Origin of the sequence: Enterobacter sp. P82 (assembly GCF_037053385.1) — a bacterium.
In the GTDB taxonomy this organism is placed as follows: Bacteria; Pseudomonadota; Gammaproteobacteria; order Enterobacterales; family Enterobacteriaceae; genus Enterobacter.
The window spans coordinates 95,772-108,093 of the sequence record NZ_JBALHX010000004.1 but is presented as its reverse complement, the minus strand read 5'-3'; the positions used below and the strand labels follow the sequence as shown (position 1 = coordinate 108,093).

Here is a 12,322-nt window from a genome sequence, read left to right as displayed (position 1 = left end):
CTGCTACAGTTTATTACGCTTCGTCGCCGAACCAGCAAATATTACGTGCGGCCATGATGAGCTCGCCGGCTTTCTCGTCGGTTAAACCTTCGATATCAGCCAGGTCATCAACGCCTTGCTCGGCGAGGTCTTCCAGCGTACAAACACCACGGGCAGCCAGCTTGAACGCAATCGCACGATCAAGACCTTCCAGATTCAGCAGGTCATCAGCCGGCTTCTTATCGCCAAGGCTTTCTTCCTGAGCCAGTGCCAAGGTGGTCAGTGCGTTTTTAGCGCGTTCACGCAGGGCTTCAACGGTTGGCTCATCCAGACCGTCAATTTCCAGCAGCTCTTTCATTGGCACATAGGCCAGTTCTTCCAGCGTAGAGAAGCCTTCTTCAACCAGAACAGTGGCGAAATCTTCGTCAATATCCAGGTACTTAGTGAAGGTATCGATCGCCGCATGGGCTTCAGCCTGATGCTTTGCCTGCAGGTCATCAACGGTCATGACGTTGAGTTCCCAGCCGCTCAGCTGTGAAGCCAGGCGAACGTTCTGACCATTACGGCCGATTGCCTGCGCCAGGTTGCCCGCTTCAACTGCGATATCCATAGTGTGTTTGTCTTCGTCAACAACGATAGACGCCACATCAGCTGGAGCCATTGCGTTGATCACGAACTGCGCCGGGTTATCGTCCCACAGAACGATATCAATACGCTCGCCGCCAAGCTCAGTAGAGACAGCCTGAACACGCGCACCACGCATACCGACACAAGCACCGACTGGGTCGATACGCTTGTCGTTGGTTTTCACCGCAATTTTCGCACGAGAGCCCGGATCGCGAGCCGCAGCTTTAATCTCGATAACTTCTTCGCCGATTTCCGGTACTTCGATACGGAACAGTTCAACCAGCATTTCTGGTTTAGAACGGGTCACGAACAGCTGTGCACCACGCGCTTCAGGACGCACGGCGTACAGAACACCACGAATACGGTCACCTGGACGGAAGTTTTCACGTGGCAGCATATCTTCACGCAGAATTACCGCTTCAGCGTTACCCGGCATCCCTTCGGATTTGATTTCCAGAGAGATGTTGTCGCGGTTCACTTTCTTCACCACGCCAGTAATGATTTCGCCTTCCTGATCGCGGAACTGGTCGACAACCAGCGCGCGCTCGGCTTCACGCACTTTCTGCACGATAACCTGTTTCGCGGTCTGGGTCGTGATACGGTCGAAAGTCACAGATTCAATCTGATCTTCAACGTATTCACCCACGTTCAGACTTTCGTCTTCAAAACGTGCCGCTTCCAGGGTGATCTCTTTGGTCGGCTGGGTCACTTCTTCAACGATTACCCAACGACGGAATGTATCGAAGTCACCGCTTTTACGATCGATTTCTACGCGAACATCGATCTCTTGCTCGTATTTTTTCTTGGTTGCTGTAGCCAGTGCACTTTCCAGCGCTTCGAAAATCTTCTCACGCGGCAGTGATTTCTCATTGGAGACGGCTTCAACAACAGCCAAAATTTCTTTGTTCATCGCGGGCTTTTCACCTCAATCCAGACTGTTAAAAGTGGGGAACCAGGTTCGCCTTCTGGATATTACTCAGCGCGAACACTTCATCTTTGCCTTCGACTGTTACCGTGATCATTTCACCATCAACGGCTTTGATAATTCCCTGCCATTTACGGCGGTTCTGTACGGCCATACGCAGAACGAGAGCCACTTCTTCACCGGTAAAACGCACATAGTGTTCGGCCGTGAACATCGGGCGATCGAGGCCAGGTGAGGAAACTTCCAGGTTGTACGCAACGGTAATCGGGTCTTCAACATCAAGAACCGCACTCACCTGGTGGCTAACATCAGCACAATCATCAACATTGATGCCATCTTCACTATCAATATAGATGCGCAGCGTCGATGTACGGCCGCGAACGAATTCGATGCCGACCAGTTCGTAGCCCAGTGCTTCGACCGGTGCAGTAATCATCTCTGTTAATTTTTGCTCTAATGTGGACAAGCCCACCCCCAAGACATAAAAAAAGGGCGTAAAGCCCAGTTATTCTGTAGTCAGATAACAAAAAACCCCGATAAATCGGGGCTTTAGATAACTGAACCCTATAGCCACAACTGTGGCCTGGAGCACTTTCCGAAAGAATTTTTTCAAATCCAGCTACGAAGGCTCTAAGTCTTCACAGTATATTTGAAAAAGAACTTTATGGGAAAGTGGTTGCGGGGGCCGGATTTGAACCGACGACCTTCGGGTTATGAGCCCGACGAGCTACCAGGCTGCTCCACCCCGCGCCTGAAACGTGGCAAATTCTACGCGTTTTGGACAGAATTTGCAAATAATGCTGGGATTTGGTACCGAAGACGGGACGTAAAATCGGCGTTCAGTATATTGATAGTTGACCCCACCTGTCAAGGCGACTTCCGTCAGAGCAATCAGACCAAAATTTTTACAAAAAACGCAGGAGTCTCTTTCGGTCATCGACAAAAGATGATTAAATGAATACTCACTTATTTTGCATAAAAATGCACAGATAGCGAAAGCGGTCTCTAATCAGTCAATCAAGCAGGGTTTTATTATATGACGACGATTCTCAAGCATCTTCCGGTAGGACAACGTATTGGCATCGCTTTCTCAGGCGGCCTGGATACCAGCGCTGCACTGCTGTGGATGCGCCAGAAGGGAGCGGTTCCGTATGCATATACTGCGAACCTCGGTCAGCCAGATGAGGAAGATTATGATGCGATCCCTCGTCGTGCCATGGAATATGGTGCAGAGAACGCACGTCTGATTGACTGCCGTAAGCAACTGGTCGCTGAAGGTATCGCGGCTATTCAGTGTGGTGCGTTCCATAATACCACCGGCGGCCTGACCTATTTCAACACCACCCCACTGGGCCGCGCTGTGACCGGTACCATGCTGGTTGCGGCCATGAAAGAAGATGGCGTGAACATCTGGGGTGACGGTAGCACCTATAAAGGCAACGATATCGAACGTTTCTATCGTTATGGTCTGCTGACGAACGCTGAGCTGCAGATCTACAAACCGTGGCTGGATACTGACTTCATCGACGAGCTGGGTGGCCGTCATGAGATGTCCGAATTCATGATCGCCTGTGGTTTTGACTACAAGATGTCAGTCGAGAAGGCCTATTCCACCGACTCAAACATGCTGGGTGCGACGCACGAAGCAAAAGACCTGGAGTTCCTGAATTCCAGCGTGAAGATTGTTAACCCGATCATGGGTGTGAAGTTCTGGGACGAAAACGTCAAAATCCAGGCGGAAGAAGTGACCGTGCGTTTCGAACGTGGTCATCCGGTTGCGCTGAACGGCAAAACCTTCTCTGACGATGTTGAGCTGATGCTGGAAGCAAACCGTATCGGTGGTCGTCACGGTCTGGGCATGAGTGACCAGATTGAAAACCGTATCATTGAAGCGAAAAGCCGTGGCATCTATGAAGCCCCGGGGATGGCTCTGCTGCATATCGCATACGAGCGTCTGCTGACCGGTATTCACAACGAAGATACCATTGAGCAGTATCACTCTCATGGCCGTCAACTGGGTAAACTGCTGTATCAGGGCCGCTGGTTCGATCCGCAGGCACTGATGCTGCGTGATTCCCTGCAACGTTGGGTTGCAAGTGCAATCACTGGTGAAGTTACGCTGGAACTACGTCGCGGTAACGACTACTCCATCCTGAATACCGTGTCTGACAATCTGACTTACAAAGCAGAACGTCTGACCATGGAGAAAGGGGAATCTGTGTTCTCTCCGGACGATCGTATTGGCCAGTTAACCATGCGTAACCTGGACATCACCGATACCCGTGCGAAGCTGTTTAACTACGTTGAGAATGGCCTGCTCTCTGCCAGTTCCGGTAATGGTCTGCCACAGGTTGAAAACCTGGAGCACAGCGATAAGAAGTAATCGCTGACAAGAAATGCAAAAGGCGTCCGATGGACGCCTTTTTTATGCCTGTTAATCCACAGACGAAAAAAAAGACGTCTTTCGACGTCTTTCTTCTGGAATATTGGTACCGAGGATGGGACTCGAACCCACAAGCCCGTTAGGGCACTACCACCTCAAGGTAGCGTGTCTACCAATTCCACCACCTCGGTACAGAATACTTAGTGCGGGATATCGCTGGTCGGCTTAGCCGGAGCAGCCGGTTGAGTTTGCTCAGTTTTTGCTGGCGCGCTCAGATTTTCCCACTCGCTTCCTTTGCTGGTCTTGTTGCTGTTGATATTGCCAAGCACCAGACTGATGATGAAGAACAGCGTAGCCAGAATCGCCGTTGTGCGGGTCATGAAGTTCGCAGAACCACTTGAACCGAACAGCGTACCGGAAGCGCCTGCTCCGAAGGAGGCTCCCATATCAGCGCCTTTACCTTGCTGCAGCATAATCAGCGCTACAAGAGCGATGGCTACAATAAGGAAAACAACTAAAAGAGCTTCGTACATAATCAACCTGTTCCTTGCGGATTTGCCGCATACCAATGCTTCGACCAATTAGCAGGATTTTTGTTTCCCACTGAAGCGGGTGTGAATACTAACCAAAGCGAATGGCCTTCGCAAGGGCATTTTTGACGCATTGTATCAACTGCGGAAAAAAACAGCAAAAAGCCATTAATTGCTCAAAACAAAGGCGACAAAAGCCGCCTTTTTAAACATTTAGCGTGCAAGATTATGCAGCTTTTACGGCATCCGCGATACGGTGCGCAAATTCATTAACCTGCGCCTCGTCCTCACCTTCCACCATGACGCGAATCAGAGGTTCAGTACCAGACTTACGCAGCAGTACGCGTCCACGGTTGCCCAGGGCAGCTTCAACATCAGCCATCACCGCTTTCACGTTATCATTTTCCAGCGGATCGCCTTTACCGGCGGTAAACCGCACGTTCACCAGGATCTGTGGGAACATTTTCATACCGCTGCAGAGATCGTGCAGGCTCATATGGTTGCGCGCCATGGCCGCAACCACCTGCAGTGCGGCGACGATACCGTCCCCGGTGGTGGTTTTGTCGAGCAGAATCACGTGACCGGAGTTCTCTGCGCCAATTCGCCAGCCCTTCTCCTGCAGTTTTTCCAGCACATAGCGGTCGCCAACTTTCGCGCGAACAAACGGAATACCAAGCTGTTTAAGTGCCAGTTCCAGGCCCATGTTACTCATTAAGGTGCCGACTGCGCCGCCGCGCAACTGACCCTGACGCAGACCTTCACGCGCGATGATATACAGGATCTGGTCACCATCGACCTTATTGCCTTCGTGGTCGACCATGATCACGCGGTCACCGTCGCCGTCCAGCGCAATACCCAGATCGGCTTTTTCAGCCAGCACACGCGCCTGCAGGGCACGAACGTCTGTCGCACCAACCTGTTCGTTAATGTTCAGACCATCCGGCTCACAGCCAATGGTGATGACCTTCGCGCCCAGTTCACGGAAGACATTTGGGGCAATGTGGTAGGTCGCACCGTTTGCGCAGTCCACCACAATTTTGAGATGTGCCAGACTCAGTTCGTTCGGGAATGTCCCTTTACAGAATTCGATATAACGACCCGCCGCGTCGACGATACGGTTGGCTTTACCCAGTTCTGCGGAATCGACACAGGTGATCTCTTTTTCCATTTCGGCTTCAATGGCTTCTTCCACTTCATCCGGTAACTTGGTGCCATCAATGGAGAAGAACTTGATACCGTTGTCATAGAACGGGTTGTGTGAAGCCGAAATAACAATCCCCGCTTCTGCACGGAAAGTACGCGTCAGGTACGCGACTGCAGGTGTTGGCATTGGCCCCGTAAAGGAAGCGGATAGCCCGGCAGCCGCAAGGCCAGCTTCCAGTGCCGATTCAAGCATATAACCTGAAATACGAGTGTCTTTACCGATAATGATCTTACGGGATCCATGACGTGCCAGTACCTTGCCAGCAGCCCAGCCAAGCTTCAGGACAAAATCAGGGGTGATGGGAGCATCGCCTACACGCCCACGGATACCATCGGTACCAAAATATTTACGATTACTCATAGCGTTTGTTTTCCTTCGCTGCCAGTGTGGCTTCCACCACTCGCATGGCTTCTACTGTTTCTTTGACGTCATGGACACGGATAATGTGCGCACCTTGCATCGCCGCAATCACCGCGCAGGCCAGGCTGCCACTCAGACGTTCCCCTGGCCCCACATTCAGTAACTGACCAATCATCGACTTTCTCGACATCCCCACCAGCAGCGGCAGGCCAAAGTGATGAAATTCCGATAAGCGCGCAAGCAACGCATAATTGTGGGAGAGATTTTTACCGAAACCGAACCCCGGGTCGAGCAGCAATTTCTCTTTTGCGATACCTGCACGTTCGCAGCGCGCAATATGCTCAATAAAGAAGCGATTCACATCGGCATACACATCATCATACTTTGGCGCTTCCTGCATGGTTTTCGGTTGCCCTTGCATATGCATCAGGCAAACCGGCAAGCCGGTTTCCGCAGCGGCTTCAAGTGCGCCAGGTTCGGTAAGCGAACGGATATCATTGATAATGTGAGCACCTACTCTCGCCACTTCACGAATCACTTCTGGCTTGGAGGTATCCACAGAGATCCAGACCTCAAATCGCTGTGCTATCGCTTCCACCACCGGCACCACGCGCGCCAGCTCTTCTTCCACAGAAACGTCCGCCGCACCAGGACGCGTCGATTCGCCGCCAACATCAATGATCGTGGCACCTGCATTGATCATTAAATTTGCGTGCTTAACCGCTTCGATAAGCGTGTTATGCGTGCCGCCGTCAGAGAAAGAGTCAGGGGTAACATTCAGGATCCCCATCACATGGGGATGTGAAAGATCGAGATGCGAGTCCTGAGCGAATAATTTCATGGCGAAATCCCTGGTATCTATATCGTTAAACAGAAATGAAAAACCCCGGAGCAAGCTCCAGGGTTTGAGTTACAGACAAACGCTTCAACAGCAGTAACTTACTTATCGCCCAACTGTTCTGACATGGTGTTGCCCGGGTTTGGCGTACGCGGTTCATCAACCGGACGCGGCGCACGCGGGGTGCCATTGTTGTCAGAATTGTTGGAAGCACCTGGGTCTTCCCAGCCTGCTGGCGGACGCACTTCGCGGCGGGCCATCAGGTCGTCAATCTGCGGAGCATCGATGGTCTCATATTTCATGAGCGCATCTTTCATCGAATGCAGAATGTCCATATTGTCGTTCAGGATCTGACGTGCGCGACCGTAGTTACGTTCAATCAGCGCTTTCACTTCCTGGTCGATGATACGTGCAGTCTCATCGGACATATGTTTCGCTTTTGCCACAGAACGACCCAGGAATACTTCACCCTCTTCCTCTGCATACAGCAGTGGACCGAGTTTGTCAGAGAAGCCCCACTGAGTCACCATGTTACGCGCCAGGTTTGTCGCGACTTTAATGTCGTTAGACGCACCGGTAGAAACATGTTCCGCACCGTAGATAATCTCTTCCGCCAGACGACCGCCGTACAGGGTAGAAATCTGACTTTCCAGTTTCTGACGGCTGGCGCTGATCGCGTCGCCTTCAGGCAGGAAGAAGGTCACACCCAGCGCGCGGCCGCGCGGAATAATCGTCACTTTATGCACCGGATCGTGCTCCGGTACCAGGCGGCCGATAATCGCGTGACCCGCTTCGTGGTACGCCGTGGACTCTTTCTGCGCTTCGGTCATCACCATGGAGCGACGTTCCGCACCCATCATGATTTTGTCTTTCGCTTTCTCGAACTCCACCATCGACACAACACGCTTGTTACCGCGAGCGGCAAACAGTGCTGCTTCGTTGACCAGGTTAGCCAGGTCCGCCCCGGAGAAGCCTGGGGTACCGCGCGCAATGATTGCTGCGTCAACATCTGGTGCCAGCGGTACGCGACGCATATGGACTTTCAGAATCTGTTCACGACCGCGAACATCTGGCAGACCCACCACAACCTGACGGTCGAAACGGCCTGGACGCAGCAGCGCAGGGTCAAGTACGTCAGGACGGTTAGTCGCCGCGATAACGATGATACCTTCGTTACCTTCGAAACCATCCATCTCAACCAGCATCTGGTTTAGTGTCTGCTCACGTTCATCGTGACCGCCACCCAGACCAGCGCCACGCTGGCGGCCTACGGCGTCGATTTCATCGATGAAGATAATACACGGTGCCGCTTTCTTAGCCTGTTCGAACATGTCACGCACACGAGATGCACCGACACCCACGAACATTTCTACGAAGTCAGAACCCGAAATGGTAAAGAACGGCACCTTCGCTTCACCCGCGATAGCTTTCGCCAGCAGGGTTTTACCGGTACCCGGAGGGCCGACCATCAGGACGCCTTTCGGGATCTTACCGCCCAGTTTCTGGAAACGGCTCGGCTCGCGCAGGTATTCAACCAGTTCACCGACCTCTTCTTTCGCTTCGTCACACCCGGCAACGTCAGCGAACGTGGTCTTGATCTGGTCTTCCGTCAGCATACGCGCCTTGCTCTTACCGAACGACATGGCACCTTTGCCACCGCCGCCCTGCATCTGGCGCATAAAGAAGATCCAGACGCCGATAAGAAGCAGCATCGGGAACCAGGAAATGAAGATAGAAGCCAGCAGGCTTGGTTCTTCTGGCGGCTCACCTACCACCTTGACGTTTTTAGTCAGAAGGTTATCAAGCAGCTTAGGATCGTTCACCGGGATGTAAGTCGTGTAACGGTTACTATCTTTCTTGGTAACGTTGATCTCACGTCCGTTGATACGCGCTTCGCGAACCTGGTCCTGATTGACCTCCTGCAGGAAGGTAGAATAATCCACCTTGCGGCCATTCGACTCGCTGGGCCCAAAGCTCTGGAATACTGACATCAGCACAACGGCAATGACCAGCCAGAGTATTAGGTTTTTCGCCATGTCACTCAAGGGATTAACCTCATATTACAACTGTGTTAAAAACAGCGTCAGGATACTCTATATCCAGTTTCATTCAAACTTTCGCCTGAAATCCACCGGTTATCATTTTCGCCCGGTCGCTACAATATACACTTCTCGGGAACGAGCCCGGGAAGAGTCCGGCTTACGAACTTTGACCTTCGCAAACAGGGAGCGAATTTCCTTAAGATACTCCTCGAAACCTTCGCCCTGAAACACCTTCACAACAAAACTACCACCAGGCGCTAGTACATCACGACACATTTCTAACGCTAGCTCCACCAGATACATGGCGCGGGGGATATCCACCGCCGGTGTTCCACACATATTTGGTGCCATATCCGACATGACAACCTGGACCTTACTGTCACCTACACGATCAAGTAACGCTTTCAGCACTAATTCATCACGAAAATCGCCCTGAAGGAAGTCGACACCAACGATGGGATCCATTGGTAAAAGATCACACGCGATGATTCGACCGTTTCCGCCGATCTGCGTTACCGCATACTGGGACCATCCGCCAGGTGCCGCACCGAGGTCAACAACCGTCATCCCCGGCTTAAAAAGTTTGTCACTTTGCTGTATTTCATCAAGTTTAAACCAGGCGCGGGATCGCAACCCCTTTTTCTGCGCCTGTTGAACATATTTATCGCTAAAGTGTTCCTGAAGCCAGCGGCTGGAGCTGGCAGAACGCTTTTTACCTGTCATTTAACATTTCCGTCCTGGTTCATCGTTGCTTGCCTGTGACGTAAATTTCTACGCAGCTATTTGGCGATATAAGGGAGATGGCGGTAGAATGAACCGTTTTCAATCCCAACGTAAGCAAAAATATACGATGAATCTGAGTACTAAACAAAAACAGCACCTTAAAGGTCTGGCACATCCGCTCAAGCCTGTAGTCATGCTTGGCAACAATGGTTTGACCGAAGGGGTGCTTGCCGAGATTGAACAAGCGCTGGAACACCACGAGCTGATCAAGGTGAAAATCGCCTCTGAAGACAGAGACACTAAAAACCTGATCGTGGAAGCCATCGTGCGCGAAACCGGCGCCTGTAATGTACAGGTCATCGGTAAAACGCTGGTGCTCTACCGCCCATCTAAAGAGCGTAAAATCTCGCTGCCACGCTAAGGATATCCTGAATCGAACACATTTTCTGTGTAAAACGAGGGATTTCTGTCAGCAGGTGAGCAAAATGCCACGCTCCTTGAGTTGATAAAAGGCCGCTATGCGGCCTTTTTCTTTTCTTTACAATGTATCAACATCTTAGCAGAGAGGCGAATTACAGGTACTCGACCTTGATAATTTCGTACTCCACTTCACCACCTGGGGTGCGGATAGTCACAACATCATCCTGCTCTTTGCCAATCAGGCCGCGAGCAATTGGCGAGTTCACCGAAATCAGGTTCTGTTTAAAATCGGCTTCATCATCGCCCACGATGCGGTAAGTCTGCTCTTCGTCGCTGTCCAGGTTCAGCACAGTAACGCTTGAGCCGAAGATCACGCGGCCATTATTTGGCATTTTTGTGATGTCGATAACCTGCGCATTAGACAGCTTGGCTTCGATATCTTTAATACGCCCTTCGCAAAAGCCCTGTTGTTCACGCGCCGCATGATATTCAGCATTCTCCTTCAGGTCGCCATGCTCACGCGCTTCCGCGATAGCGGCGATAATTTCAGGGCGGCGAACGGATTTCAGGAAATCCAGCTCTTCGCGCAGTTTTTCGGCACCACGTAAGGTCATCGGAATAGCTTGCATTTGTTATACCTCTTAAACATTCCTGTTGGGAGCAGTGTTCCCTGCCCCAGCCGCATTAGCAGGCCAGAAGCAAAAAGAAAACCGACCCGGGGGTCAGGCCCCAGGTCAGCAGCAATTTTCAATTTGATACGCATTTTACCCCGAAGTTCACTATGGGTCATCGTTTACTTTGCAGTGCTATGCACCGTAGTATGACGGTTTGTTTTCGGGTTGTTAGCGCGAGATTATGCGATTTTCCAGATTTATCATCGGATTGACTACCGGTATAACGTTCAGCGTTCAGGCTGCGAATGTTGATGAGTATATTAATCAACTGCCCGCAGGTGCCAACCTTGCATTGATGGTGCAGAAGGTCGGAGCGCCGACGCCAGAAATTGACTACCACAGTCAACAAATGGCGCTGCCCGCCAGTACCCAGAAGGTGATCACTGCGCTCGCCGCCCTGCTTCAGCTCGGGCCTGATTTCCGTTTCACTACCACTCTTGAGACCAAAGGCAACGTCGAGGGCGGTGAACTGAAAGGCGATCTTATCGCCCGTTTCGGGGGTGACCCGACATTTAAACGCCAGGATATCCGCAATATGGTTGCGGTGCTGAAAAAATCGGGTGTGCAGAAGATTGATGGCAATGTGCTGATCGACACCTCCATTTTTGCCAGCCACGATAAGGCTCCAGGTTGGCCGTGGAACGACATGACGCAGTGCTTTAGCGCCCCGCCCGCCGCCGCGATTGTTGACCGTAACTGTTTCTCTGTTTCGCTTTACAGCGCACCAAAGCCAGATGATTTAGCGTTTATCCGCGTGGCGTCCTACTACCCGGTCACCATGTTTAGTCAGGTACGCACGCTGGCCAAGGGCTCACCAGATGCGCAGTATTGCGAACTGGACGTGGTACCAGGCGATCTTAACCGCTTCACGCTGACGGGCTGCCTCACGCAGCGCGCCGATCCGCTGCCGCTGGCCTTTGCGATACAGGATGGGGCAAGCTATGCGGGTGCCATTCTGAAAGATGAGCTGAAACAAGCGGGAATAACATACTCCGGAACGCTGCTTCGTCAGACGCAGGTCAACCAACCCGGCACGGTCATCGCCAGCAAACAGTCGCCACCGCTGCACGATTTGCTGCGAATCATGCTGAAAAAGTCTGACAACATGATTGCCGACACCGTGTTCCGCATGATTGGTCACGCGCGCTTTGGCGTGCCAGGGACCTGGCGCGCGGGTTCAGATGCTGTCCGTCAGATCCTGCGACAACAGGCAGGGATCGACCTGGGTAATACCATCGCCGTCGATGGCTCCGGGTTATCACGCCATAATTTGATCTCCCCGGCTACCATGATGCAAGTGCTTCAGTACATTGCACAACATGACACTGAGCTAAACTTTATTTCTATGCTGCCACTTGCCGGGCAGGACGGCACGCTGCAGTACCGCGCCGGGCTTCACGCAGCCGGTGTGGATGGTAAAGTATCCGCGAAGACAGGTTCATTGCAGGGGGTTTATAACCTTGCAGGCTTCATCACCACCGCCAGCGGACAACGCATGGCATTCGTGCAGTATCTTTCCGGCTATGCCGTCGAACCAACCGACCAGCGCAATCGTCGTATTCCGCTTGTTCGATTCGAAAGCAGGCTTTATAAGGACATCTACCAGAATAACTAGCG

General features: G+C 52.0%; 11 protein-coding genes and 2 tRNA genes. 3 read left to right on the top strand and 10 right to left on the bottom strand.

The features are described 5' to 3' along the window. Nucleotides 1-13 precede the first annotated feature (13 nt). From nusA to WB237_RS17690, 3 genes are all read right to left on the bottom strand, one after another. On the bottom strand, nucleotides 14-1,516 hold the full coding sequence (gene nusA, locus WB237_RS17700) for a transcription termination factor NusA (protein ID WP_028017046.1): 1,503 nt from the start codon (nucleotides 1,514-1,516) through the stop codon (nucleotides 14-16). 28 nt (nucleotides 1,517-1,544) lie between these two features. After that, nucleotides 1,545-1,997 carry a ribosome maturation factor RimP gene (rimP, locus tag WB237_RS17695; RefSeq protein ID WP_014833432.1) on the bottom strand — a complete coding sequence of 151 codons (453 nt, stop codon included), beginning with the start codon at nucleotides 1,995-1,997 and terminating at the stop codon, nucleotides 1,545-1,547. 207 nt (nucleotides 1,998-2,204) lie between these two features. Then, nucleotides 2,205-2,281 (bottom strand) — tRNA-Met (locus WB237_RS17690). A 286-nt stretch (nucleotides 2,282-2,567) separates the two neighbouring features. Between WB237_RS17690 and argG the strand changes: the two genes are divergently transcribed. Further along, entirely contained in the window at nucleotides 2,568-3,914 is a 1,347-nt protein-coding gene (argG, locus tag WB237_RS17685) for an argininosuccinate synthase (RefSeq protein ID WP_028017045.1), read from the top strand. 104 nt (nucleotides 3,915-4,018) lie between these two features. Here the strand turns inward: argG and WB237_RS17680 are convergent. The 6 genes from WB237_RS17680 to rlmE all read right to left on the bottom strand — a co-directional run bounded on the left by WB237_RS17680 (nucleotide 4,019) and on the right by rlmE (nucleotide 9,611). Further along, nucleotides 4,019-4,105 (bottom strand) — tRNA-Leu (locus tag WB237_RS17680). Nucleotides 4,106-4,114: 9 nt separating this feature from the next. Then, nucleotides 4,115-4,447: a preprotein translocase subunit SecG gene (secG, locus tag WB237_RS17675; RefSeq protein ID WP_023309338.1), complete on the bottom strand. Its 333-nt coding sequence runs from the start codon at nucleotides 4,445-4,447 to the stop codon at nucleotides 4,115-4,117. A gap of 223 nt (nucleotides 4,448-4,670) precedes the next feature. Next, entirely contained in the window at nucleotides 4,671-6,008 is a 1,338-nt protein-coding gene (glmM, locus tag WB237_RS17670) for a phosphoglucosamine mutase (protein ID WP_028017044.1), read from the bottom strand. Beyond that, nucleotides 6,001-6,849, bottom strand: a complete 849-nt coding sequence (gene folP / locus WB237_RS17665) for a dihydropteroate synthase (protein WP_114978839.1) — start codon at nucleotides 6,847-6,849, stop codon at nucleotides 6,001-6,003. The genes glmM and folP overlap by 8 nt, the downstream gene beginning before the upstream one ends. Nucleotides 6,850-6,947: 98 nt before the next feature. Beyond that, the gene (ftsH, locus tag WB237_RS17660; protein ID WP_028017042.1) at nucleotides 6,948-8,882 is read right to left on the bottom strand and encodes an ATP-dependent zinc metalloprotease FtsH; all 1,935 of its coding nucleotides are present in this window, start codon (nucleotides 8,880-8,882) and stop codon (nucleotides 6,948-6,950) included. Nucleotides 8,883-8,984: 102 nt separating this feature from the next. Further along, complete coding sequence (gene rlmE, locus WB237_RS17655) at nucleotides 8,985-9,611, bottom strand: 23S rRNA (uridine(2552)-2'-O)-methyltransferase RlmE (RefSeq protein WP_336214948.1); 627 nt, start codon at nucleotides 9,609-9,611, stop codon at nucleotides 8,985-8,987. Between the two features lie 127 nt (nucleotides 9,612-9,738). Between rlmE and yhbY the strand changes: the two genes are divergently transcribed. After that, a complete protein-coding gene (gene yhbY, locus WB237_RS17650) occupies nucleotides 9,739-10,032 on the top strand; it encodes a ribosome assembly RNA-binding protein YhbY (RefSeq protein WP_003861814.1) in 294 nt (97 codons plus the stop codon). Nucleotides 10,033-10,183: 151 nt separating this feature from the next. Here the strand turns inward: yhbY and greA are convergent, their stop codons facing one another. Next, nucleotides 10,184-10,660, bottom strand: coding sequence for a transcription elongation factor GreA (gene greA, locus WB237_RS17645; protein WP_028017041.1), 477 nt, complete (start codon nucleotides 10,658-10,660; stop codon nucleotides 10,184-10,186). Between the two features lie 226 nt (nucleotides 10,661-10,886). On the opposite strand from greA, the gene dacB reads away from it, so the two are divergent. After that, on the top strand, nucleotides 10,887-12,320 hold the full coding sequence (dacB, locus tag WB237_RS17640; RefSeq protein WP_336214945.1) for a serine-type D-Ala-D-Ala carboxypeptidase: 1,434 nt from the start codon (nucleotides 10,887-10,889) through the stop codon (nucleotides 12,318-12,320). Nucleotides 12,321-12,322 lie beyond the last annotated feature (2 nt).